This window comes from Methanobrevibacter sp. (assembly GCF_017427765.1).
GTDB lineage: Archaea > Methanobacteriota > Methanobacteria > Methanobacteriales > Methanobacteriaceae > Methanocatella.
Window position 1 is genome coordinate 36,473 of record NZ_JAFRSC010000005.1, and the last position, 26,303, is coordinate 62,775.

Annotated in this window: 20 protein-coding genes; 10 read left to right on the top strand and 10 right to left on the bottom strand. The window is 32.9% G+C overall.

Features of this window, described 5'->3' with window-relative positions; all coding sequences use genetic code 11:
* Positions 1 to 13: 13 nt before the first annotated feature.
* From IJL02_RS00775 to IJL02_RS00800, 6 genes are all read right to left on the bottom strand, one after another.
* Positions 14 to 562, bottom strand: coding sequence for a hypothetical protein (locus tag IJL02_RS00775; protein ID WP_292808110.1), 549 nt, complete (start codon positions 560 to 562; stop codon positions 14 to 16).
* A complete protein-coding gene (locus IJL02_RS00780) occupies positions 553 to 2,151 on the bottom strand; it encodes a hypothetical protein (RefSeq protein WP_292808111.1) in 1,599 nt (532 codons plus the stop codon). Before IJL02_RS00780 ends, IJL02_RS00775 begins: the two co-directional genes overlap by 10 nt.
* Positions 2,152 to 2,368: 217 nt before the next feature.
* Positions 2,369 to 3,001, bottom strand: coding sequence for a 4'-phosphopantetheinyl transferase superfamily protein (locus tag IJL02_RS00785; protein ID WP_292808112.1), 633 nt, complete (start codon positions 2,999 to 3,001; stop codon positions 2,369 to 2,371).
* Positions 2,998 to 4,869 carry a PP2C family protein-serine/threonine phosphatase gene (locus IJL02_RS00790; protein WP_292808113.1) on the bottom strand — a complete coding sequence of 624 codons (1,872 nt, stop codon included), beginning with the start codon at positions 4,867 to 4,869 and terminating at the stop codon, positions 2,998 to 3,000. The genes IJL02_RS00785 and IJL02_RS00790 overlap by 4 nt, the downstream gene beginning before the upstream one ends.
* Positions 4,869 to 5,246, bottom strand: coding sequence for an ATP-binding protein (locus IJL02_RS00795; protein ID WP_292808114.1), 378 nt, complete (start codon positions 5,244 to 5,246; stop codon positions 4,869 to 4,871). The genes IJL02_RS00790 and IJL02_RS00795 overlap by 1 nt, the downstream gene beginning before the upstream one ends.
* The gene (locus IJL02_RS00800) at positions 5,243 to 5,542 is read right to left on the bottom strand and encodes an STAS domain-containing protein (protein ID WP_292808115.1); all 300 of its coding nucleotides are present in this window, start codon (positions 5,540 to 5,542) and stop codon (positions 5,243 to 5,245) included. Before IJL02_RS00800 ends, IJL02_RS00795 begins: the two co-directional genes overlap by 4 nt.
* 97 nt (positions 5,543 to 5,639) lie before the next feature.
* On the opposite strand from IJL02_RS00800, the gene IJL02_RS00805 reads away from it, so the two are divergent.
* The 5 genes from IJL02_RS00805 to IJL02_RS00825 all read left to right on the top strand — a co-directional run bounded on the left by IJL02_RS00805 (position 5,640) and on the right by IJL02_RS00825 (position 17,120).
* The gene (locus IJL02_RS00805) at positions 5,640 to 13,454 is read left to right on the top strand and encodes a non-ribosomal peptide synthetase (protein WP_292808116.1); all 7,815 of its coding nucleotides are present in this window, start codon (positions 5,640 to 5,642) and stop codon (positions 13,452 to 13,454) included.
* An 11-nt stretch (positions 13,455 to 13,465) separates the two neighbouring features.
* Complete coding sequence (locus IJL02_RS00810) at positions 13,466 to 15,190, top strand: MATE family efflux transporter (RefSeq protein ID WP_292808117.1); 1,725 nt, start codon at positions 13,466 to 13,468, stop codon at positions 15,188 to 15,190.
* A 137-nt stretch (positions 15,191 to 15,327) separates the two neighbouring features.
* Positions 15,328 to 15,906 (top strand): DUF11 domain-containing protein, encoded by a 579-nt coding sequence (locus IJL02_RS00815; protein WP_292808118.1) that lies wholly within the window; start codon positions 15,328 to 15,330, stop codon positions 15,904 to 15,906.
* Positions 15,907 to 16,110: 204 nt separating this feature from the next.
* Entirely contained in the window at positions 16,111 to 16,296 is a 186-nt protein-coding gene (locus IJL02_RS00820) for a hypothetical protein (RefSeq protein WP_292808119.1), read from the top strand.
* Positions 16,297 to 16,316: 20 nt separating this feature from the next.
* Positions 16,317 to 17,120 (top strand): DUF2207 family protein, encoded by an 804-nt coding sequence (locus IJL02_RS00825; protein ID WP_292808120.1) that lies wholly within the window; start codon positions 16,317 to 16,319, stop codon positions 17,118 to 17,120.
* A 412-nt stretch (positions 17,121 to 17,532) separates the two neighbouring features.
* Here the strand turns inward: IJL02_RS00825 and IJL02_RS00830 are convergent, their stop codons facing one another.
* Together IJL02_RS00830 and aksF are read right to left on the bottom strand one after the other, a co-directional pair.
* Positions 17,533 to 18,999 carry a class I adenylate-forming enzyme family protein gene (locus IJL02_RS00830; protein ID WP_292808121.1) on the bottom strand — a complete coding sequence of 489 codons (1,467 nt, stop codon included), beginning with the start codon at positions 18,997 to 18,999 and terminating at the stop codon, positions 17,533 to 17,535.
* Positions 18,999 to 19,988: a homoisocitrate dehydrogenase gene (aksF, locus tag IJL02_RS00835; protein WP_292808122.1), complete on the bottom strand. Its 990-nt coding sequence runs from the start codon at positions 19,986 to 19,988 to the stop codon at positions 18,999 to 19,001. Before aksF ends, IJL02_RS00830 begins: the two co-directional genes overlap by 1 nt.
* Before the next feature lie 175 nt (positions 19,989 to 20,163).
* Between aksF and IJL02_RS00840 the strand changes: the two genes are divergently transcribed.
* A complete protein-coding gene (locus IJL02_RS00840) occupies positions 20,164 to 20,628 on the top strand; it encodes a HEAT repeat domain-containing protein (RefSeq protein WP_292808123.1) in 465 nt (154 codons plus the stop codon).
* Between the two features lie 34 nt (positions 20,629 to 20,662).
* On the opposite strand, the gene IJL02_RS00845 is transcribed toward IJL02_RS00840, so the two are convergent.
* Entirely contained in the window at positions 20,663 to 21,274 is a 612-nt protein-coding gene (locus tag IJL02_RS00845) for a class I SAM-dependent methyltransferase (RefSeq protein ID WP_292808124.1), read from the bottom strand.
* Between the two features lie 260 nt (positions 21,275 to 21,534).
* On the opposite strand from IJL02_RS00845, the gene IJL02_RS00850 reads away from it, so the two are divergent.
* Genes IJL02_RS00850 through IJL02_RS00865 form a run of 4 tightly spaced genes read left to right on the top strand, consistent with a single transcriptional unit; the run spans position 21,535 to position 25,639 of the window.
* Positions 21,535 to 22,239, top strand: coding sequence for an ABC transporter ATP-binding protein (locus IJL02_RS00850; protein WP_292808125.1), 705 nt, complete (start codon positions 21,535 to 21,537; stop codon positions 22,237 to 22,239).
* Positions 22,240 to 22,243: 4 nt separating this feature from the next.
* On the top strand, positions 22,244 to 24,514 hold the full coding sequence (locus IJL02_RS00855; RefSeq protein WP_292808126.1) for an ABC transporter permease: 2,271 nt from the start codon (positions 22,244 to 22,246) through the stop codon (positions 24,512 to 24,514).
* Positions 24,515 to 24,571: 57 nt separating this feature from the next.
* Entirely contained in the window at positions 24,572 to 25,159 is a 588-nt protein-coding gene (locus IJL02_RS00860) for a YitT family protein (protein WP_292808127.1), read from the top strand.
* A 39-nt stretch (positions 25,160 to 25,198) separates the two neighbouring features.
* On the top strand, positions 25,199 to 25,639 hold the full coding sequence (locus IJL02_RS00865; RefSeq protein ID WP_292808128.1) for a hypothetical protein: 441 nt from the start codon (positions 25,199 to 25,201) through the stop codon (positions 25,637 to 25,639).
* A gap of 17 nt (positions 25,640 to 25,656) precedes the next feature.
* On the opposite strand, the gene IJL02_RS00870 is transcribed toward IJL02_RS00865, so the two are convergent.
* Positions 25,657 to 26,301, bottom strand: coding sequence for a hypothetical protein (locus IJL02_RS00870; protein WP_292808129.1), 645 nt, complete (start codon positions 26,299 to 26,301; stop codon positions 25,657 to 25,659).
* Between the last annotated feature and the right edge of the window lie 2 nt (positions 26,302 to 26,303).

The following is a 26,303-nucleotide window of genomic DNA, read 5'->3' on the forward strand; positions in this document are numbered from 1 at the left end:
TTAACAACATTACCTAATATTTCTCCAAATATGTGAATTCAGGGTTAATTCCATCATAGGTAGCTGAAGTCATTGCTAATCTCATTGATCCTGCTGCACAGCCTCCAAATGCACCACTTAATGCATCACTGATTATTAAAGTTGCAGCAAGTGTAGCTCTATCATAGTTTATATCAAATTTGTGTTCTATAATTAATCCTGCGCTGAGTGCACCTATTCCAGCACCTACTGCTGCGCCTACTGCAAAACCTGCTACTGGATTTGCTGTAAGGATTCCTGCGGCAATACCTGCACCTATGCTTAATATTGTGCCCCCTATAGTTATCCATTTGGTTTTGGTTGCGCTATAACTTTCGGCATAGTGAACAATTCCGGTGCCGTCACTGCAGTCTTTTCCATCAACTATTACTTTACCGCCTTTTCCGTTGCAGATATTATCTCCTTCGCCGTAAGCATAATTGCCGTGGAATCCGCAGTTGTTTATTCTTAAAGTACCTTGATTGAAGATTGCACCACCGTTTTTCGCATAATTGTTTAGGAATGAGCAGTTGTTCAGATGCATTCTCCTGTGTTGATAATTGCAGCACCCCAATCCCTCTGAATCATATAATCCATTTTATTGTTTGAGAGTGTGACTCCGTTTAAGTAATATGTGCCACCTAAATTTTCAATGGCGGTGTTGAATCCATCAACTGTCAAATCGGATATTGAGATTATTTTGCCGTCTTTAAGTGTTGCAAATTTGATTTCTTCATCACTTTTTGATCCTCCAGTGATTTTGGAGTGGTGTCCGTTGATGTTTAATACATCAAAACCTCTTGAAACTGGATTCCAGGTTGCTTTTGAACCAATTGTTAAAGTCTGTTGGAAGTTTATGTTCAATGCTTTTACGACTGATCCTCTTTCACTGGCAGGTATTGAATTTAAAATATTATTCAAAACACTGCTGGTAATGGCGACTGCATTGTCATATTGGCTAGAATCCCAAATGTTCACGTTTTTAATTAGCATTTGGCTCATGTGATTTTGATTTGAGATAAGATTATTGCAAATGTCATTTTGATTTTTCACATTTTGGAAAGTGAAATGTTTTTCGTATATGATTTCATTTTTAAAAATTCTGTGCACGACAAATTCGTAGGTATTGTTATTAATGTATCTGCCGTAGAATAGGGTGTTGTTGTCTAAATAGTTTGCTTTACCAGTTACTAATGCTTTGTATAATAATGGAACAAGGTCAATTTGGTTTCCATTAAGGTTTGTTCCACATGTTTTGGATAAAACGCTTAAGTCAATATTTGTTTCGCCACCATCGACAATTGGAAGTACATTGTTGAATTTGCCGGTTACTTTCCATTGTTTGACGTTAGGTGTCACGTAAATAGCTTCACCAACTATCTTTGATGCACAGTTGATGAATGTTGTATTCTGAACGGTCATATTTTCGCCTTTGATGTAAATAGCACCTGCTATTTTTTGAGCTGTGTTGTTTTTGAAGTTGGAATTTGTGACTACTCCATTTTTTCCGTTCCATTCTATTGCTCCGCCCATGACTCCGGAATTTTCACTGATACTACAATTGCTGAGGGTTCCGTCGTTTCCGTTCCAGACAATAGGACTATTGAATTTATTTTTAAAATGTATTATGGTCAGATTTTTAATTGTAACATTATTGTCGCTTATAAAAAAGTGGTCCATATAGTTTTTACCGTCTATAATGTGGCCGTTACCGTCAATAACTACATTGTTTCCCATAATAACGATTGCGTGAATTATGTCTTTTCCATATATGAAATGATAATCTTTATTGAAAGTGTAGGTGCTTCCGCTTTTGATGAATTTTAATTGATTTTTTAACTCAGTCATTGAACCTGATTGATCTTTTGTTTGATTAATATTTGAATTGTGGTTCGGACTTTTGTTATCATTGGTTACGGTTACACTTGTTGGTATGTCTTTTGTTAAATCAACTTTTTCGCTAATTGGTGTTTGGTCGGTTGTAGGTGTATTAACATGATTATTTACAGACATGGTGCTGTCTTGATGGGCAATCATGCTTGTATCATTGATGTCAGCAGCATTAACGCATGAAATTGCTATGAAAATAAAAACACATGCTGTTAATAAACATATTAAGTTAAATTTTTTCATGATATCAGCCCTCCGTAAGTTATTTTAATGAAATAGGTTCATTTCATTGTTAGTATTTATTAAAAGTACATTATATAAAGTTTTTCGAATGTAAGTGCTCACTTGCATATTAAAATTATAAAAAAAGAATAATGAATTAGTATTATTAAAAAATAATTAATTTATGGGGTCAAAAAAAGATTTGGATTATATAATGAAATATTTTCGGATATTTTTTTCAGTACAATTCATCAATATTTACTTCAATTAACTCGGATACTTCATAATGGCTGGCTGTTGCGATTTTATAGTTTTTTATATTAAATAGGTTGAATTTTAAGTTTTTATTATCATTTTTAAGTCTGATTGTATCTTCAATTATTATTTCAAAGCTTTTCAGCTCCAGGTTCATTCCAAGTCCAGTATATTTCATATAACTTTCCTTTAAAACCCAGTATTTGAAAAATTCTTCTGATTTGTTTTTTGCATTCATGATATTTTCATATTCGCTGTTGTAAAAATAATGTTTAGCTATGTTTAAATCAATTTCTGGGTCAATATATTCAACATCTACTCCAACTTCCTTATCTGATATTGCACACAAAACAATTTTTCCGGAATGGCTTAAATTGAAATGAATGTTTTTATAGTTGGATATGTATGCCTTCCCATATTTTTGGCTTTTAAAGATTGGGTCGTTGATGTTTTCTTCGCTCAATAATTTTTTTAAAAGAAGATATGCTCCGCAACTAAGTTTTTTATCTTTATCAAATCTGTAAAAATCAATTTTTTCCTGGCGATTTTTGGAAACTAAGCCGTAAGCTTTTTTTAAATCTAAATTCTCAACATTACAATAAGCTAATCTAATCATTTTATCCTTAAGTATAATAATGTCATATCATCAAATTGTTCTGCATCTTTAGTAAAATTATGGATGTCCTTTAATAACGGTCTGATTGGATCGACTTCACCTTCAAATTCGTCGAAGAAGTTTAAAAGTCTGTCCTCACCGTACATTTTATCATCTTCATTGTTTGCATCGGTTATTCCATCGGTATATAATACTATTTCATCTTCCAAAATAATCTCTTCCAATACATAGTCAAAGTCTTCCATAATTCCTAAGACGATTCCAGTATCAATTTCTAAATATTTAAATTTACCATCTTCTTTTATTAATGGAGGATTGTGTCCGGCATTGGAAAATGTTAATTTTTTAGTTGTTCGGTTGTAGATTCCAAGCCACAATGTTAAAAACATTGATTCGGAATTTTTTTCACACAGCTGATTGTTGAGCAGGCGTAAAACTTTTGACGGATCTTGATAATGATATAATATCTGTCTGATGATTACCTGTGTAATCATTGCAATAATTGCTGCTGGAACTCCTTTACCTGATGCGTCTCCAATTACGATGGCTAAATTGTCATCATCTATCATGTAGTAGTCAAAGAAGTCTCCTCCAACTTCTCTTGCAGGTTGGGAATAACCATTAACTTTGAAATCATCAGTTTCGATTGATTTGGTTGGCAAGTTTGCGGCCTGAATTTTTGTTGCAATATCAAGTTCAGCTTTTATGCGCTCCTTTTCACCTTCAATTTTATGGATATTCTCAATATAATTATTGTTGTGTTCAATCAGTTCGGTGTATGAAAGGGCGAGTGTTCCGATTTCATTTTGCTCATTGATGTATTTGGAATAGATTTCCACCAAACCTTCACTTTCTATTTTTTCATTTTCATTAATGAATCCTTCGATTTCAGAAAATGCCAAAATCGGTTTCATTACCTTATTTTCAATATATCTTAAAATCAGGAGTCCTGGAATAAAGAATAAAATTATGATTGTATCAGTAAGTATAAGTGCAGGCATTAAAATTAAGTAGATGTTGTCATTATCTAGATGTGTTATAAAATTAAGACTTAAAAAAGAAATTACCAGTCCCATGATGGCAATTACTAATGTTATTATGAGAAAATTTTTTATAATCTTTTCTGTTATTGTATTTTCAACGTTTGGCTGAATTTCATCTACAAAAGGTTTTGTCAGATAACCGAATAATAAACTTCCAGTCAGTATTAGTTCCCCAAGCAGAATGTTTTCATTTACATTCAGGACAAAGGAAATTACTGTGAAAATGGTTACTATCATTAATGAACAAAATAATATTTTATATAACTTTTTGTTAACTTTCTTTTTGGATATTTTTGGAGTTTCTATAAAATCGATTTTTTTAGAAATCCAAATGAATAGTATTCCAAAGATAAATCCTATATTAATAAAGTTCATAAAATAAACGACGGAAACATATTCGTCTATTTCATGGCCGATAATAAATCCCATTAAAGTCCCATGCACCGCAGAATAAATAAGTCCGCATATTATCATGATTAATGAAAACATACCAAGATGGTACATGTTATCTAATGAGGGTTTTGTAATTTTATCAGTTCTAAAGCCAGTGTACCAAAGTTTGTATGCCAAATAGGAAATTCCAAAAGTAAAAATGGCTGAAGGAAGTATTTCAATAAGTGTAAATCCATCCAATAAATCCAGTATAATATTTGCTGATACTGCACCTAAAGCACCATAAGGTCCGAATAACAAACCTAAAACAAATAATAATCCCACATGAGGACTTTGTATCCCAAGGCTCCAAAACATGTCTGGAGAAAGCGCATAATGAAGCAATATCATTATTGCAAATGATATGCCTATTTTTTTCAGTTTGGATTTCATCATTCCACTTTTTTAATTATCTTCAAGTGATTTTCACCATTCATATAATGGTAATCAAGTTCATCAGCTATTTCTTTAGTTAAAAAAATGCCTAAACCTCCAATTTGGGCTTCGTCAAGATTGTTTGGAGGATTCGGATTTTCTTTTAAAAGAGGATTAAATTCTATTCCGTTGTCAATAAACTCTAAAATCAATGTTGGTTTTTCATATTCAACATTAACTGTAATGAATTCTGTATTTGAGTAATGGACTATATTGACGAATATCTCTTCAACAATGAAATTGACTTGAAGGTTTTCTTCGGGAAGTTCATTTAAAATAAACTCATTTAAAACATATAATTCGTTTAATTCTGGTTTCAGAGTAATTGAATTCATTCTATCTTCAGGATTTTGTCAAAACCAGACATTCTGAATATTTCATTAACAGCATCATTAACATTTTTAATAATAAACGGAATATCGTCTGCTTTTAATTTCTTTTGGGTGGCAATTAAAACTCTTAGTCCTGCACTTGAAATGTATTCCAAGTCAGTAAAATCAATTATCAAAGAATCAAAATTGCCTAACTCTTCATTAATTTCATTATCCAACTCTTTAGAAGTAATTGTATCAATACGACCATCAACAGATAATGTTAATTCTTTTTCATTATAATTTTTAATAATATTCATGATAATCCCTAATACTATTTTAGTTTTATATTAATTTTAAATATTTTGTTTAATATAAATATAATTAGTTTTAAAATTAAAAAACAGGGGTATTGGAATGAATTTATTTGATTTATCTTCGTCTCAGAAAATGTTGTTGTTTTCTGAAATAAATAATCCTCACAATGACTCATTTTATCTGAAATTTAGAAAAGATTATGATTTTGAGGATTTTGAAAATGTAAAAATGGCTGTTGAATTTATTTGCCAGAATTATTTGAATTTGCAAATCAAACATGATGAGTCAGGGGACTTTAAACAATATTATACTGATGGAGAGGTGAATGTTGAAACATTCGATGTTTCAGATAACATTGATGAATTTATCAAAGATTATCTGGAAAACCCCTTTGATGATACCTTTGATTGCCCACTATACAAATGGGCCATTTTAAAAAATGATTCCTCATGCATTCTTATTGGGGTTGTCCAGCATATACTGCTTGATGGAACTTCACTTTATTCAATCGTTCCAAGGGAAATTGAAAAATACATTGAAGCTCAAAAAAACAATGCCGAATATGTTCCAATAGATTATTCATATGAAACATATGTAAATGCTGAATTGGATTATTTGAAATCCGATGAAGCCAGTGATGATAAGAAATATTGGCTTGATACATTAAAGGATTATTCACAGGATTGGTATTCATTTGATGATTCGCAACTTGGATACTTTGAAGTCCTTTTGGATAAGGCCCCAGATTTGGGATATTCCCCTTTTGTCACTGCATTGGCACTTAATTTTTTATACCTCTCAAAATCCAAAAAAGACAATGAACAGTTTAAAGACATTGTACTGAATACCTCCGTTCACGGAAGATACTTTAATCAGGATGATGCACTTGGAATGTTTGTAAACACAATTCCATTAAGACTTGAATATGATGAGGATTTAACATTTGAGGAATTGCTTGAATATTCAAAATCCGTTTTAAAAGAGGGTTTATCTCATGCAAAACTGCAGTTCAGTGAGTACACAACAGATTTGAGAAATGTCGGAATTGATCCTGATTGCATTTCCATGATTTCAATTGTTTCAAATTCCACAGATTATGATTCAAAATTCCTAACACTACAAAAGGACATCAAATTCCCACTTCACTTCAGAATAAACAAGAACTATTCGGATGAAAAAGGATTGCAATCAATATTTATAGAATATGACAAATCCTGTTTCAGCTCAAATGAAATAGATGCAATGGCTTCAGGACTTAAAAGTTTGGTAAAACAAGTCAGTAAAGATTCATCTAAAAAATGCAGGGATTATGATGTTAATGTAGTTGAGTTTTTCAAGGCAGAAAATTACTACAATAATCTAATCAACTCGTTTGATAATCCAACCGCCATTTCACCTGACGTGAGCGGTGATGAAGTAAACTATAAAATAATATCAAAACCAATAGACATAGATAAATTAAAAAATCTTGCCAATCAATACCGTTTATCAAAAGAAAAGCTATTGCTTGCAACATTCTTATTTAATCTTGTTAAATTTTCATTTTCAAAAGACATTCTGATTGCATACAATCGTGTTGCGGCAGGATATCACTTTAACACCGACCTTTCTGTTCGTGAGTTTTTGGATGATTTCAAACAATCATTTGAAGAATATAAGAATTATCCGCTTTTAAACAATCGAAAATTAGACTTTGAAAGTGAAATATTATTCTTTGAAGATGAGTATGATGTCAAAGACTATAAGCTGGTATTCAATTTTGAAAGCGGTAAGATTAACATTAGCTATGATGAATCATTCTATTCAAAAGAACTGATGGATGAATTCCTTAAAGCAATGGATGTTTTATTTGACAAGTTCTCATCAGAGGACGAATTGCTTAAAGATATTTCCATCTGTGAGACTTTGGAATTGGATGAAGACTTTGAAATTAAACTTGCAAACGAAGGAATTATAAACAGAATATTTGAAAACATCGCTATTGAAAATCCGGATAAAACAATTCTCTATGCAGAAGACGGTGATTTGACTTATGATGAGATAAACAAAAAAGCAAATAAGATTGCCAACGCTTTAATCAAAAGAGGAGTCGATGTTGAAGACAGAGTAATGTTTATGATGAGAAGAAACAGCGATTTGATTGCCGCTGTTTTTGGTATCATCAAAGCTGGAGCAGCATTCATTCCAATCGACCCTAATTACCCGAAAAACAGAATCAACCAAATCCTTGAAGACAGTGATTCCAAATTTGTCATCACCTCATCAGAAATTGAATATGACGGCTCAAACAGAATCAATGTTGACGAACTGCTCAAAGAAGATGATGATTCCAATCCTGATGTTAATTTGACTCCTGACAATTTATGTTTCTTAATTTACACTTCAGGATCAACCGGAAAACCAAAAGGCGTGATGATTACCCATAGGGGAATTTCAAACTATATTGCCAATGTGGAGGAAAATGTTCCAATTTATGAGTTGAATCATAAGTGCAATAAGTTCATTTCAATTTCCACCGTTTCATTCATTGTATTTTTAAGGGAAATCTTCGGTACAATATTGAATGGTCTGCCGGTAGTGTTCGCTAATGATGAACAGGCCATTGATCCTTTGCAACTGGTTGAACTATTCAAAACAACTGATGCTGAAGGTTTTGGTTCAACACCGACAAGACTGCTCGAATACTTGCAGTTAGAAGAGATTCAGGAAGTTGTCGGCAACTGCAATGTTATTGTTGTGGGAGGTGAAGGATTCCCACCAGTACTATTTGACAGGCTGTCAAAATATACTACAGCAGACATCTACAACTCATACGGACCGACAGAAGTAACAATAGCATCACATTATAAGCTAATTGATTCTCCTAAAGTTACTGCAGGATGGAAAATGCTGAATGTAGTGGATAAGGTTATGGATATTGACGGAAATCAGTTACCTCCATATGCATCCGGTGAAATCTATGTAGGTGGTGCCGGAATAGCCAGAGGATATTTGAACAATCCGGAACAGACTGAAAAGGTATTCATGCAATTAAATAATATTGCCTACTATAACACTGGAGATTTAGGTAAAAAAGACTATGATGGAGAGTTATATGTATTGGGACGTAACGACACTCAAATCAAACTCAGAGGTTTGAGAATAGAGTTGTCAGAAATCGAAGGAGCCCTTGCAAACTATGAAAATATCACTCTTTCAAAAGTCGTGGTTAAAAAAATCAATTCCATTGAGCATTTATGCGCTTATTTCACAGCAACTGCGGCCATTGATATGGACGATTTAAAACAACACCTGACCGATTCATTACCTGAATATATGGTTCCATCATATTTCACACAACTTGAAGAATTCCCAAAAACACCAAATGGAAAAACAGACTTTAAAAACTTGCCTGATCCTAAAATTGATGTTGATGAATTCGTAAAACCAAGAACTGATATTGAAAAGGAACTGTTCAATATGGTTTCTGAAATTTTAGGCATTGATGAGTTTGGTGTAAATACTGATTTATTCAGCATAGGATTGACTTCACTGTCCGTGATTAAATTGACTTCAGCAATTTACAACAATCTGAATGCTCAAATGAATGTTACAGAAATCTTAAGCTATAAGACAATTGAAAAGATAGCTTCTGAAATTAACATTGCCGATGACGAAAAAGGAGATATCCAAGAATTATATCCATTGACTTCAAATCAGCTTGGAGTTTACTTTGACTGTATCAAAGACCCTGAAAACACTGCATACAATCTTCCAAAGAAAATGGAATTCGATGAAGGTATCGATGCTGAAAGACTAAAATCATCAATAATTAAAGCGATTGATAATCACCCTTATCTAAAGACAAGAATTGTAATGGAAAACGGAGAAGTTTACCAGCAGAGAAGGGATAGCTTGAAAGTCGATGACATGATTGAAATGGTCGGGGAAGTTGATTTGGATGAATTTGTACAGCCATTCAAACTGGAAGAAGGACCTCTCTTTAGATTCAAAATAGTTGGAGATTCAATGCTTCTGGCTGATTTCCACCATATTATCGTTGACGGAACTTCACTTAACATATTATTTGATGAAATTGCTAAAATCTACGATGGCAAGGATTATGAACTTGAAGAACTTGATGGATTTGAATATTCATTGAACGAAATCAAAATAGAACAATCAAGCCTATACAAAGAATCCGAACTATTCTTCTCTAACAAAATCAAAGAATTTGATGATGCGACAGTAATCGCACAGGACATCAATGGTGATGAATCTCAAGGCAAAGCTGCAGTTGAGGATATTTTCTTGGATAAAGAAGCTATTGATGAATTCTGTTTAAAATCAAACATCAGCCAAAATAATTTATTCCTTGCTGCAACTTCTTTTGTTTTAAACAAATTTGTTTATAAAAGAGACACCTTGATTGCAACCATTACAAATGGCCGGTTCAATCCAAACCAACAAAAAACACTTGCCATGATGGTGAAAACCCTGCCTTTAGCTTTAAAGTTAAATTCAGATTTGACAATTAATGAATACTTCGAATATGTTAATGGAGAATGGCTGAATGTATTGGCTTACTCTTCATATCCATTAACTGAAATTTCAAATGAATTCGACATCACACCAGAGATATTATATGCATATCATGGAAAAATCATTGAAGATATTGAAATAGGTGGAATGAATGTTGAAAGACAATCACTTGATTATGATGGATTGAAATTTAAAATAAGTCTAAATGTGGTTGAAGTAGATAACCAATACAGAATTTTCTGTGAATACAACGATCAATTGTACTCCGATACTTTAATTGATACTTTCCTTGATTGTATCCGCATTGTCTTAAACAAGTTCCAAACATTCGATGAAAATACCTTGATGAAGGATATTTCAATCATTGAAAATGATGATTGGGGCGTTGATGATTTGGAATATGATGAAATTCCGGAAGACAGACTGAATAAGATATTTGAAAATCAGGTGGAAATGCACCCCGACAGGATTATCCTATATGCCACTGACGGTGAATTCACTTATGATGAATTAAACAAGAAAGCAAATAGGATTGCCCACAGCCTTATCGAAAAAGGTGTCGGTCCTGAAGACAGAGTAATGTTCATATTGAATAGGAACAGTAATGTGATTGCATCCATATTCGGTATTTTAAAATCCGGTGCCGCATTCATTCCGGTTGACTCAGAATATCCTTCTGAAAGAATTGAACATGTCCTGACTGACAGTGAATCCAAATTCATTATTGTGGATGATGTAATTGAGAAAAAATGCATTGATTTAAGTGGGTATTCTGAAAACCTATTGGATGTCAATGAACTGCTTAAGCATGAAGACACTTCAAATCCTAATCCGGACGTGCATGCCAACAACATGGCCTACCTCATCTACACTTCAGGTTCAACAGGACTTCCTAAAGGAGTAATCCTCGAGCATGGAAACATTGCAAACTTTGTATATCCTGACCCAAGAAATGTCTGTACCTATGAATTGGTACACAATCTTGAAAAAGAAGATTATAAGGTTTTATCCACAACAACTGTCGCTTTCGATGTGTTCCAGCAAGAACTGATGGGTTCCCTATTGAATGGAGTTCCTATGGTATTTGCCAATGATATGGAATACAAAGATCCGATTGAAATGATGGATTTGATTCACAGAAGCGGGGCCAATGTTTACATTGCAACCCCTTCACGTCTGCTCCAGTATCTGGAAATTGAAGCAATGCAGGAAACAATGTACGGATTTAAAGTATATATCCATGCAGGAGAACCGTTCTCCCAAAGGTTATATGAACTGCTCAGTGAAAATTCAAATGGAAAACTATTCAACATGTACGGTCCGACCGAAACTACAGTCTATTGTAATGGTCAGTTGCTTGAAAGTTCAGATATCCATATCGGAAAGGAACTGTTCAATGTTCATGAAAGGGTTATGGACTTTGATTCAAATCCATTACCTCCAAATGTCATTGGAGAACTATATATTGCAGGAAAAGGTGTTTCAAGGGAATATCTAAACCGTCCTGAGAAAAATGCAGAAGCCTATGAAGTAATTAATGGAATCAGATTCTACCGTTCAGGAGACTTTGTTAAAGTTACTGAAGACGGCGACTATTATGTATTCGGAAGAATGGACAACCAGATTAAACTCAGAGGTTTGAGAATAGAAATTGGTGAAATTGAAGTAGGCCTTTCAAAATATCCTGGAATCAAATCTGTTGCAGTGGTTGTTAAAAAAATTAAAGGCAACGACCACTTATGTGCTTATTTCACAGTTCACGATGATTATAAAGATGAAAATCGTGAAGAAAACGGATATTCGATTGATATCGAAGATTTGAAATCATCACTTGCTGAAAAACTGGTATATTATATGGTTCCAACAGTCTATATGGAACTTGATGAAATGCCTCAAACCGTTAACGGCAAAACCGATTTGAGAAACTTGCCTGAACCTGTTTTAATTACTGAATATGTTGCTCCTGAAAATGACATTGAAGCATTCTTTGCAAACTTATTTGCTGAAATTTTAGGGCTTGATGAAGTAAGTGCCACTGACAGTTTCTTTGAGATAGGCGGAACATCCCTGCTTGTTACAAAAATTACAATGGAAGCCTTAAACCATAACTATAACCTGAATTATGGAGACGTGTTTTCAAATCCAACTCCAAGAGCATTATCAGAGTTTATTTTATCTGATGAAACATTAGAGAAGAAAACAGAATTGTCATATGATTATTCTCAAATTAATGACTTGCTTAAGAAGAATAATCTTGAAACAATCCTAAATGGTGAAATGCAAGATAGTCTAGGCAATGTTCTGCTAACCGGAGCTACAGGATTTTTAGGAATACATGTCCTGAGAGAATTGCTGGAAAATGAAACTGGTGAGGTTTACTGTTTTATTAGGGCAAATAAAGTTTTAAGCGGAGAGGAAAGATTAAAATCACTGTTATTCTATTACTTCTCCAATGAATATGAAGATCTCTTTGGCAAAAGGCTCCATGTTATTGAAGGAGATATTACAAGCTTCGAAGACTTTGAAAAACTCGTTTCCGAAAAGATTGATGCAGTAGTTAACTGTGCTGCTAATGTGAAACACTTTTCTTCAGGAACCGATATTGAAGACATTAACCTTGGAGGAGTGATAAATGGACTTAAATTTGCAAAGATGAAAAATGCAAAATATGTGCAGGTTTCAACATACAGTATTGCCGGTGAAAGCATAAACAATTATCCTCCTGTCGATGTTAAATTTACCGAGAACGATCTGTTTATAGGTCAGGCTGTAGACAACCAGTACCTCAGTTCCAAATTTTTAGCCGAACGCGCTGTATTGGAAGCTGCAGTGAACGATGATTTGGACGTGAAAATCATGAGGGTTGGAAACTTGATGGCCAGAAGCTCAGACAGTGAATTCCAGATTAACTTTGAATCAAACGGATTCATCAATCGTTTAAAGGCATTTGTGACTATTGGAAAAATGCCTTATTCTATGCTAATGAATAATGTGGAGTTCTCCCCAATTGATATGACTGCAAAGGCTATTGTAAACCTATCAAAAACACCTAAGGAATGTACTGTATTCCATCCTTACGACCACCATAGCATTTGCTTTGGAGACATAATCGACATTATAAAACCATTGGGATTAGATATTGAACCTAGTGAGGAAGACGATTATCAAAATGCATTAGATGATGCACTTGCAGATAAATCTAAACAGGAAGGTGTATCCGGTTTAATCACATCCATCGGTTCCGGTAAAGTTAAAAAGATTTGGATGCCCGTTGACAATACTTATACTGTCCAGGCTTTGTACCGTTTAGGTATCAAATGGCCATTCATATCTGAAGAATACATTTACAATTTTGTTAAATTCCTGGATGATTTAGATTTCTTTAGTGTTTAGAGGTTAAAAGAATGTATGAGAGAAACTATAATTTGTTAAGAATAAAATTTAAGGAATTTTTTCTTCCAACCTTATTCACATCAATGGCAGGCAATATCTGTCTGTTTGTAGATGGTTTGATTGTAAGCTTTCTAATTGGAGCCGGAAATCTGGCTCCTATTCAGAGTGTGGCTCCAGTCATTACCTTTGTTAATCTTATCTACTGGATGATTGGATTGGGAGGAAGCGTACTCTGTTCTGTTGCAAAAGCGGAATTCGATGACGAGAAAAGTAACAGTTACTTTTCGGTGGCCATTACATCTCTTTTATCAATAGGAATATTGATTACGGTTATCGGATTGCTCTTTTCAAATAATATTTCACAACTATTGTGTATCTCACAACCTGGTTTAACTTCTAGTGTCAATCAATACTTCATTGCATTGATTATTGGAATGCCTTTTTTATGTTATATGATGAGTTTATCTTACTTTATAAGAGCAGATGGTATTCCAACATTGCCATTTAGAGCTATACTAATAGCCAATATTGTTAATATCTGCTGTGATATTATTTACATCAAATTTGTTGGCATGGGACTTTCAGGCGCTGCACTAGCTACTTCAACAGGATATGCTGTAGGTTCAATAATCATCTCATACTATTTCTTTAAATCAGAACGTACATTAAGATTTATAAAAATGAAATTGAATGCATTATTTGATTATCTAAAACAAATCGTGAAATCCGGTTTTTCATCATCATCCACCCAATTATACCTGACTTTGAAATTGTTCATTATTAACATTCTTTTAGGTATGTATATTGGAAAATCCGGTATTGTTGCTTTTGGTATTTGTTATAACAGTTTATTTATATTGTATATATTCTTAATCGGAACTGCACAGACAATGTCTCCAATTGTATCTGTTTACTTTAAGGAAGAGGATTTTTCAGGCGTTAACTACATTATTAATCGGTCTTTAAAGATTGTAGTTGTTGCAAGTTTGGCCTTGTCAGTTTTATTTATTGTTTGTCCGCAATCCTTACTGCTCCTGTATAATGTTAAAAATCCATCCGACATTCCTGTTGTATTGAATGCAATCAGGATATTTGCAGTAAGTTATGTTGGAACAGCCATTACATTTTTATATACTTTCTATGCACAAGCCATTCAGAAAAATCAGTTATCCACAATTATTTCGCTGCTTGAAGGATTTGTATTGCCAATCGGTTTGGCATTCGTACTGTCATTTGCAATTGGCGGAAATGGAATTTGGATTTCATTTGCAATTGCTGAGGCAATTACAATATTGTTTATTTTTGCCTATTCAAGATACTTCAACAAGAAAACAGACGGAGAATATGCAGGATTTTTCATTAACAAACACGGAGACGATAATGTCTTTGAGCATACGATTAACGGCGATATTAAGGAGGCAGTTAATCTGTCCCGTGAAGTTCAGGATTATCTCTCAGGAAACAAATCTGCAACTTTGGTCAGTTTGGCTATTGAAGAAATGCTTGTAAATATTATAAACACTAATGAAAATGTTGATACAATTGATGTTATAGTTAAAAATAATGAGGATAATATTTTGATTTCAATTAAAGACACTGGAGTTGACTTCAATCCAGTAGTCGAGAATGAAGATCTCAAATTTGATAACATCAGTGTTTTAAATAAAATTGCAGATAAAATTGATTATTCAAGAGTATTGGGGCTAAACAGTACTGTGATAACAATCAAAAATTAATTTCAGAGGTTATGATTTAAAGGGGGTGTTTTACAATAAGGAGTAATTCAATTTTAATTCCTGTTGTTCTGATTATTTTCATTTTATCAATTGGAGTTATCAACGCTCAGGAAATTGATGAAAATCAGACAGATAGTTTGAAATCAGAAAACGCATCTGCTTTAAAAGAAACTCTGCAGGAAAGTGAATCTTCACCAGTTTTATCCAGCAGTAGTCAGCAGAACAATTCAGAAAATGTTTTTTTAGTACTGGATAATGATGCAGATAAAGAGGAGGCTTATGTGGGAGATTATGTTACCTGGATTTTAAGTGCTCTCAATTTAGGTCCTGATGTGGCTAAAAACACCCAGATTCATGATAAGTTGCCTAATGGTTTAAAATATGTTAGCCATACTGCAAGTAAAGGAACATTTGATCCGAAAACTGGTAGTTGGGACATTGGTGATTTGTCAGTTGATGATGGTATTGTAACATTATTGATTGTCACTAAAGCATTGACTGTTGGCGAAAAGGTTAATGAGGCATATATTTCAACAGATTCTGTCAATGAAAATAGTAGGACTTTTGAGTCTGAAGAGATGGATGTAGTCGAACATGAGGATTCACAGGACAATTTTGAAAAAATTGCATCTGCTAAGATGTATGAAACTGGAAATCTTATATTTTTAGCTATTATATCACTATTCATATTGCTGATTCCGGCAATTAAAAGATAACTTTAATAAATAGATGATTTTCCATCTATATTTTTTTTATTAAACATTTTTCTAAAATGATTTTTTAGTTAAATAACTTATTAATTTCATTTAATTTTTTATTTTACTGTGTAAGTGGGTACTTACATTCGAAAAACTTTATATATTATCTTTTAAATACTATTTGTAACTGTTTAAACATAAAAAATTATGGGAGACTCAAAAATGAAAATGCATAAAATTTGTCCAAGATGCGGATCTAGAAATGTTGACTGGATTATACCTCAAAATTGGTCACAATGTGTTTGCAGAGATTGCGATTATACCGGGCCGATCATTGAAGGCAATGACGAATTAGCTGAAGAGATTCGTGAATCTTATGAAGAATCTTTAAAATGCGAAGATGAATAAAAATATGGGGGTTGAGTAAAATGTTAGGGTTAAACAATAAAAATCAAGTTGATGAAACAATTAAAAATCCACCTTGTGATGATTCATATCCTATGACATCCATATTATTTTCAAAAAATAAAGGTGTTGGTGTGAATGCATTATCACTCACAATACTTGATTTGATTAATAAAGACCAAATCAAATGTGCCATTGATTTGGACGATTCATATGAGGTGGGTAAAAAATTAACTCCACAAGACATGGAAGTCATGAAAAAAATAACTTTTAGAATAGCAAATAAAGGAGAATTGAAAACCTCTGAAACATTAGCAATCAACCTACTTAAAAACATGAATAAAAATAAAAAATTCAACTTAAAAGCCATGGCAAAACAAACCAATAACACTTCTGTTGCTAATAAATTTGAAAAAGACTTTAATGAATTTGTTAATGCTATTAAAAATGAAAATGGATTCGATGGTGAAAACTATAAAGACATTTTAAAAAATGGTAAATTAACAGGCAAAGGAAAAGAGATTAAAAAAGGATGGAAAAGCTTCCAGGACTATTTAAAATCAAAAGACTTAACCGAAAAATATCCTCCCGAATCTGCTGAGGAAAATTCAACACAAATAATATTTGCGGCATGCTTTAACATTGAAAAAGAAGCATTGAATATTAGAGAAAACAACACTGCTCTAACAGATTTCATTGACAAGGACGGTTATAAACTATTAAACATAATATTCAATAATGCATTCTTAAATGTAAGTGAAAAAAGAAGGGGGGATGGGATATTTTATGGGATCAATGACAAATATACCATTCCTGGTGGGGGATAGTCCTTCACTGGACGATTTTAAAGAATTTCGTTTAAAATAATGAATATTTTTTCCAACTAATGATTGTGTTTCATATATTTGAAAACAATCCGGTTGGAACTTTTAATGTACTCATAGCTCTTTTTTCATTTCCAAAATGGAGATTTCATTGTACTTGCCAAAATAGAATTAATTTTGTAACATTTGCACCTATAATTCATACTTGCAATTGGAGCCATTATTCTTAATGCAGTTGTTAATTTAATTTAATGTTATTCCACTACTATGATTTTAATCAACTGAGGTACTCATTAACATTAACAATATTAAAAATTAATTCACTTTGAGTATCTGCAGATATATCACTATCTTTTAAAAATTAGTTTTCTGTAAATATGTGCTTGTCGTTAATGTTAATTGGGGAGGAATATGGTTATTTGAACATTTTTCTAAGTTCTCTTCTAAGTAATTTCCATCCATTTACTCTTGGAAGTTCGTCAAGTGCAAATATCTTTTTAGGAACTTTATATCTGGATAAATTTTCACGAGCATAGCTGATTAATCCTTCTTCGTCATCCTCATTTTCCCAAACAACTGCTGCAACAGGTATTTCGCCTCTGTGGCAGTCATTAATACTAAAAATAGCTATTTCTTTAACTGCAGGATATTTGATTAGGACTTCTTCAACTTCTGTTGGGTATATTTTCCATCCGCTCATCACAATCATGTCTTTTTTCCTGTCAGTTATAAATAAACGATTGTCCTCATCAAGATATCCAATATCTCCTGTTAAAAACCATCCGTCTTCCAAAAATGATGCTTTGGTTTTTTCTTCATTTCCCCAATAACCTTTTGCAATTGCAGGACCCCTTAGGGCAATTTCTCCTTGCTGGTAGTTTTCCAAACTTATTGATGAATCGGCTTCGTCTACAATTTTCACTTCTGAAAAACAAACTGGATGGCCTACGCTTTCAAATCTGTCTGCTTCCCAGTAATCTTCAGGTCTGATGACTGTTCCTGTTCCGATTACAATAGTTTCTGATAATCCATATGCATTAATGATTGGTATTTGATAAGTCTGATGGAAATCCTTCCATATCTTTTTGTGAAGCGGCCCTCCGCCGGAAATGATTTCACGAACTGTTTTCAGGTGTTTTCGAGCATCCATTGTTGTTAGTGAATGAATTACTGGGGGCATTCCACTTAAAACTGTAACTTTTTCATTTTCACATAACTTTAAATATTCATCCATATTGAACTGTTCTATTAAAATATAATAAGCTGCAGCTCTGAGTGCTGATATTGCCCATGATAGGCCAACATGGGCCATAGGATAAATTCCTAAAAATACGTCGTCCTGTTTTAAGGTTAAAACATCGCATTCATTGTGGATTGCGGTAAAATAGTTTCCATGGGTAAGCATTGCTCCTTTTGGTTTGCCTGTGGTACCTGAAGTATACTGGAGTTGGCATAAATCATCCCAGTCTGTCGCTTCAGCTTCAAGGATTTCTGAATTTTTAAATTCAATAATATTTTGTGGAATGTAAGTGTTAATGTCAATTATATTTTGAGCATCATCATCTGTAATCATTAATATTGCTTTTGAATCACTTGCGATGTATTCAAGCTCTGAAGCAGTAAATACTCTATTGGTTGGAATAGCTATTGCGCCTATTCTCCATATTGCAAAAAGTGAAAATAGGTATTCTTCTGAGTTTGGCAAATATATTAAAACTCTATCTTCCTTTTTCACACCTAATTCTTTTAAATCCCTTCCGATTTGGGAAACAATTGATAGAATTTCACAGGAATTATATTTATTTCCTGTTGTTGGGTTATATAAAACATCTTTGTCTAAACGTTTTGAATTTGCATCTAAAAAAGTAGTAATATTTAACATTAAATTAACTCCTTAACAATAGCTTTTGTCACATCCATGGTGCTTGAGTCTCCTCCAAGGTCTGGAGTTCTGATTTTACAATCTGCTATTACCTTTTCAACGGCGTTTTTAATATTATTTGAGATTTCCCATTCTCCCAAATAGTCAAGCATCATTGAGGCTGATAATATCATGGAACAGGGATTGGCAATGTTTTTCCCAGCAATATCAGGTGCTGAACCGTGCACGGGTTCGAACAATCCATTGTGATCGCCGATATTTCCGGAGGGTGCAAGACCAAGGCCTCCTATCAAACCAGCACTTTCATCGGAAAGAATGTCTCCAAATAAGTTGCTTGAAACAATTACATTGAAGTTTTGAGGTTGTGTAATCAGATACATTGCCATCGCATCAACATAAAAGTCTTCGGTAGTGATTTGCGGATAATTTTTGGCTACCTTGTAGAAACTCTCTTTAAAAATGCCGTCTGTTTTTTTCAATACATTGCTTTTGTGAACGCAAGTGACTTTATTTTGTCCTCTTTTTATGCATAGGTTAAATGCTGCTTTTGCAATTCTCTCGGAAGCTTTTTTGGTGATAATTCTCTCAGCAATCATTTTTTCGCCGTCACTGTATTCAACCTGAGAGTAGAGGCCTTCTGTATTTTCTCTTACAATTACAAAGTCAATGTCGTCCCGCAAGCAGTTGACGCCTTTGTATGATTTTATTGGTCTGATGTTTGCATAGACATTAAGTTCTTTTCTTAAATTGATAATCGGGCTTGGCTGGCCGGGTGTTGATGTGGATGCACCGAATAATACTGCATCGCTTTTATTGGCTATTTTCAATGTTTCTTCAGGTAGTGTTGTTCCATTTTTTCCAAAACATTCAAAACCGGCTTCACCATATTCAAAACTAAAATTTAAGTCTAATTTATCGAGCAAATATTCACAGCATTCCATGACTTCTTTGCCTATTCCGTCTCCACTTACAATTGCAATATTATACATTATTTTTCCCTGAATACAATTTTTTGTACTATTAATAATATTGATGTTTTTCTATTTAAATTGAATTAAATTTTGTTCGTATACTATCGAAATATATTTATATCTCAATGGATATAATAATAAGTAACTACATATTTAATAATAGATTTTCCTATTGAATTTGTGAGGGATTAAAATGGAAAGAACTATCGATGAATTAATTGAACTATTAAATGACAAAGATGACTTTGTTGTTGAGGATGCTGTTGGAGAGTTAGAATTAAGGAAAGAAGAATCTTTAGATTCATTAATTGAAGCATTATCTAACAGAAAGAAAAATATCAGATTGCATGCAGCAACTTTACTTGGTGCAATCGGTGATCCAAAGGCAATACCTGCTTTAGTTTCAACTTTAAAAGATAACAATAAATTAGTAAGAAGGGAAGCTTCCACTGCTTTAAGCCGTATGGGTGAACCTGCTGTTGATCCTTTAATTGAAATCTTGGATGATGAAGATTGGAGAGTAAGGGGTGCAGCGGCATGGGCACTTGGAAACATCGGTGATGAAAAAGCTATTCCAGCACTTGAAAAATTGCTTGATGATGAAAGCGGTTTTGTTAAACAAGGTGCACAAAGCGCAATAAAATCCATTAAGAAATAATTCTTTATTTCTCTTTTTTTATTTTACTTTTTTTCTAAATTTTTTCGGCTATATGAAAAGCTGTGTGTTCATCAGTTTTAAGGGCAGAAACTGGTGTTAATCCATTTTTTCTAAATAATTTTTTCATTTCTTCCAATCCATAGAAATGATAATCTCCGTTTTCTGAAAACTTTGTTAATACATTAATAAATGGTCTTACAAGACTTGGTACGTATGGATCTCCAATCAGTAGCTTCCCTCCATCTTTTAAGACACGTTGCATTTCCATTAAAACGGTGTCTGGATGAATGTAGTGGTGAAATGAAGCATTGCAAACAACAATATCGAATGTATTGTCTTCAAATGGTAACTTTTCAGCATCTGCAACTGTAAATGATGCTTTTGTTTTGCAGTAGTGTTTTGCTTCTATAATCATATTTTCTGAAAAATCAATGCCGTGCAGTTCATATTTTTCATCTGGAAGCATCATGAACAGATTTCCGTTTCCGCATCCGACATCTAAAACTTTTCCACTTTCTGATTTTTGAATTTCGTCTATTATAATATCATACATTGGGGCAACAAATTTTCCATCATGTGATTCGTTATAGTTTTGTGCGGTGTTGTTAAAATGTTGTTTTGTCTTATCTTTTGAATTCATTTTCATATTATCACCATTTTTGTCTTTAACATTATTAATAATCTTATTTATCCGATTTGATTGAAATTCTAAATTTAAACTTCATATTATTTTCAATCGATAATCTAACTTGGTGAACGATATATAAATATGTATTTTGTGATGTTTCTAAGATGCAAAATATGTTCAATGTAATGCATATATTTATTGTTAAAAAAATATTTTGTCCCTATTTTAATTATCTAAAAATAAGATTTAAGTATAATTTAATTAAAATATATATGATGATGAGCACAATTATTGAATTTAAAAATGTGGTAAAAGAATACAAATCCGGAAATCACATTTTAAAGGCTATGGATGATGTTAACTTTACAATTGATGAAGGGGAATTTGTTGTAATTCTTGGACCGTCCGGAGCGGGCAAATCAACACTTTTAAACCTCCTGGGAGGTCTTGATTCTGTTACTTCAGGTCAAATCATTGTAAACAATCAGCATGTTGAAAATTTCAACGACAATCAGTTAACTGAATACAGGGCGAAAAATGTAGGTTTCATATTTCAGTTTTACAATTTGATTCCAAATTTAACAGCACTGGAAAATATTGAGCTTATGAAGGATATTGTTGATGTCGACATTGATGGTGTGGAAGTTTTAGATTCAGTCGGACTTAAAGGCCATGAAAATCAGTTTCCATCACAATTGTCCGGTGGAGAACAGCAAAGAGTATCAATAGCTAGAGCTGTAGCTAAAAATCCTACCATGCTTTTATGTGATGAACCGACAGGAGCGCTTGACTCAAAAACAGGTGTGCTAATTTTAAATTTACTTCAGGATATGAGCAATAACAAAAATACCACTGTTGTAATCGTAACTCACAATTCAATACTTGCAGAAGCGGCAGATAAAGTTATCAGAATTAAAAATGGGCAGATAGAAAGTATTGTCATTAATGAAATTCCAAAAAGGGTTGTTGATTTAGAATGGTGATTGTTTGCTGAAAAGAAAGATGTTCAGGGACATCAAAAAGCATAAAATACAATTCATATCTATTTTTTTAATGGCTTTTTTGGGAGTTTTTGTCTTTGCGGGGGTTGGTGGAGAAGCACTTGGACTTGAAGCTAATGTTAATCAGTTTTATGAAGAAACAAATTTAGCAGATGGATGGATTTATTCACCTTACCTAAATGACTTATTTTTAGAACAGGTGTATTTGCTGGGTGCAACCACACAAATGGAAAGACAGGTCGTAATAGATTCGGAAGCAGATTTTGAAAACAAACCCGATGTCAGATTGCACTTTGTTGAAAATAACACATTATCAAAATTTTATCTGATTGAAGGTAAACCGTTAGATATTAACGATTCAAGTGGAGTATGGTTGGATAAAAGTTTTGCTGATGCTAAGGGTCTGAATGTCGGAGACAACATAACTTTTGAATTTGAAGGGTATGAAATCAACAAAGAAATAAAGGGTCTAGGTTACTCTCCGGAATATGTTTATCATGTTTCATCATATTCGGTTTTGCCTGATTTTAACAAAATTGGATTTGCATATTTGTCCTATAAGGCATTTCCTAGCGATACTGTACCGTATAATGTTTTAAATGTTAAATTTAATGGAGACCCTGATATTTATGACGATTTATTATCTTATCGCTTAGATGGATATTATGTTTCATTTATTGAAAAATCAGAACATTCAAGTGTCAGTCTATTTTCAGATCAAATTAGCTTACATAAAATGATGGCGGATGTTTTTCCAGTTGTATTCATTGTGGTTTCGATGCTGATTCTTTTAACAACAATGACACGGATTATTACTCATCAAAGAACTCAAATTGGTATTTTAAAAGCTAATGGTTTTAAAAATCGAACTATAATTTGGCATTATTTATCCTATGGTTTCTGGTTAGTTTTAGGAGGTTCTATTTTAGGTTTAATATTGGGACCGATGATTATACCTAAATTAATCTATTCTGTAATGATGTCTATGTTTATTATGCCTTCATGGGAACCTGCATGGAGTAATAATTTTGTTTATGTGGCTGCTTTGATGGTGTTATTGTCTTTGGCAATTTCATTCTATTCGGCAAAAAGCATTTCGGATGAAAAACCATCAGAATCTATTAAGCCAAAAAAACCAATGTTTTCATCTAAAGGGCTCATGGAAAGGTTCAAATTCTGGCATAAGTTATCATTTAACTTGCGATGGAATTATCGTGATGCCAAAAGGAATAATTTCAGAGCATTAATGACAGTAATTGGTGTAATTGGTTGCACTTCACTTTTGGTATGTGCATTTGGTTTGTACGATTCCGTAAATGAGTTAACTGAATGGGAATTTTATCAAACTAACCATTATGATACAAAATTAATTGTTGATAATGGTGCCAGTCAGTCTGAAATTGATGAGGTTGCAAATGAGGTTCATGGTGATGAAATTATTGAGAAATTTATTGAAATAGAATCTCCATCAGCTAAAAAATCGGGATCCCTTTTAGTTTTTGATGGTCGTGAATTATTCACTCCAACGGATAGTAATCGGAATAATATTGAAATAAAAGATGATGAGGTTTCAATATCCAAGAAAATGGCTGAAATGTTGGATGTTGGCGTTGGTGATGAGATAAAATGGCATGTTATGGATTCGAATAAATGGATTAAAACAAAAATAGATAAGATTCATGCAGATCCTAATTCGCAGGGAATTATGATGTCAAAAGAAAAGTTTAAAGATTTCGATTTAAACTATACTCCAACAATTATTGTAACTGCTGAGCATGTTGATAAGAATTATTCAGCCATTAAGTCAGTCAGTTATAAGCAATCTCAAATAGATAGTTGGCATTATTTTATGCTGGCAGCATGGGTATTAATATATATGTTAATATTATTTGCATCTATTTTGGCTGTAGTTGTGCTTTATAATTTGGGGTTGTTGTCTTTTGTAGAAATTGAAAGGGAAATTTCAACTTTAAAGATTTTAGGGTTTAAAACGAGAGCACTTCGAAAGCTGTTACTGACGCAGAATTTATGGTTTACATCACTTGGATTTGTATTAGGTATTCCTTTGGGGGATTACATATTAAAAGTGATGTGGCAATCAGCAGGAGATTCATATTATGTAGTGCCTTCAACATCTATTACAACCATTTTGCCGACAGCTGTAATAACATTTTCGCTATCAATAATTGTAAACTTGATGTTTTCTAAAAAGATTAAAGATTTAGATATGGTGGAATCACTTAAAGGCGGCGAGTAGGTAATTATGGAGTTAAAGCAGTTTAATAGATATTTAATTTATTTTATTTCACTTTTCTTGATATCATTAGGTGCAGCCATATCTATTAAAGCAAATTTGGGCACAGCACCACTGATTTCCATTCCATATGTCTGCAGTTTGATTTCCAAATTGAGTGTTGGAACTGTGACATTTATTTTTAATATAATTCTGATTTCAATACAGATCATTCTCCTTAAAAAAGATTTTGAAAAAAGACAATTGCTTCAGATAGTGATGGGTACAATATTTTCCGCTTGCATTGATTTTTCACTGATGTTGGTTAGCTTTTTAAATCCTATTGATTATATCTCACAGATTTTAGTATTGTTAATAAGTTGTGTAGTTATTGCATTGGGAGTTTTACTTGAAGTTAAAACTGAAGTTGTCTATCTGCCTGCGGATGGATTTATATATGCTATATCAAAAGTTTTAAATAGAGAATTTGCAAAAGTAAAGCCTTATGTTGATACTTCGATGGTTATAATTGCTGCGGCGGCATCGATTATATTTTTAGGATATCTTGCAGGTGTTCGTGAAGGTACAATAATATCTGCAATAATTATTGGACCAATTGTCAATCTGTTAAAGAATTATTTGGATTCATCAATCGATAAATTAATTTAAATATATTAATAGATATAATTAACTTTGGGAGAAATTATTATGTTTAAAAAAATTTCATTTTTCTTAATTTTGTTATTAATGATAATTGGAGTTGTAGTGGCTGTTGAAGCAACAGATTTCACAGTTCCAAATGATTTTGAAGATGTTGGTGATGGCGTTTATGTTCTTTATGATTCTTCAAAACAGCCTTCCCAAATTTTATCGGTAGTAGCTCACAGGGATGACGATGCTAAAGATTATATAACCAATGACTCCACAAATGATTATACTGTATTTGAAGGAGAAAATAACACTTACAACTTTGTAGATGGAAGTGTGAACGAAAAAGGTTCATTTGAGCTAATAGAAGTTGATGGTGTAAAATTTATCATTGATTTTGCAAAAAGAGGAATTGATGATAAAACTGATTTCAATGAAACATTTGACAATCTTATGGAATTTAATAAGTTAAACAATGTAAATTCAACTGAATGGGAATAATTTCCTGTTCCTTTTTTTTATTTTAATATTATTGCTTTATTAACCATTTCTATTAATATTTTATTTATTGGATTTTTAAAGGATAGCGGGTGCTCTTTTGGGAATTTGTCACTTAACGGCATGACCTTAAAGCTGGACATGCATAAATCTGTTGATCTGAGTGCAAAATGAGTTTCATACTCTCCATTGATTATGTTGGTTATAATCCCCATATCGTCTGTTGGTTTGGGTGAGGATATTCCTTCTTCAGCATAAATTTTAAATTTCTTAATGCTGTCTGCTGAAATTAATGAGTATTGCACCATATATTCATATTCGTCTTCATCAAGGTCATAATCATCATATTCAATTATTTCTGTGCATTCCTCATCTGGAATATTTAAATTGGAACTGCAATAAGCCAGTGAAATGTAAATGCCTTCTAAATCGAGTGCTTTGGATATTATGTCATAATACAGATTATCTAATGGCTGTGATTTGTATCTGTCGCCCAATACTTCGGGGACAGTATGGGTAACACCACCATATTCAAGTACAGTACAATAAAAATGCTTTTCTCCAAGATAACCTGCAGTTGTTGCTTTTTCAATTGTCTTTTTGATATCAATATCTGCAGTTTCAAGTTTTTCAGCTATTTTTAAAGCTTTAATGTCGCTTATCATCT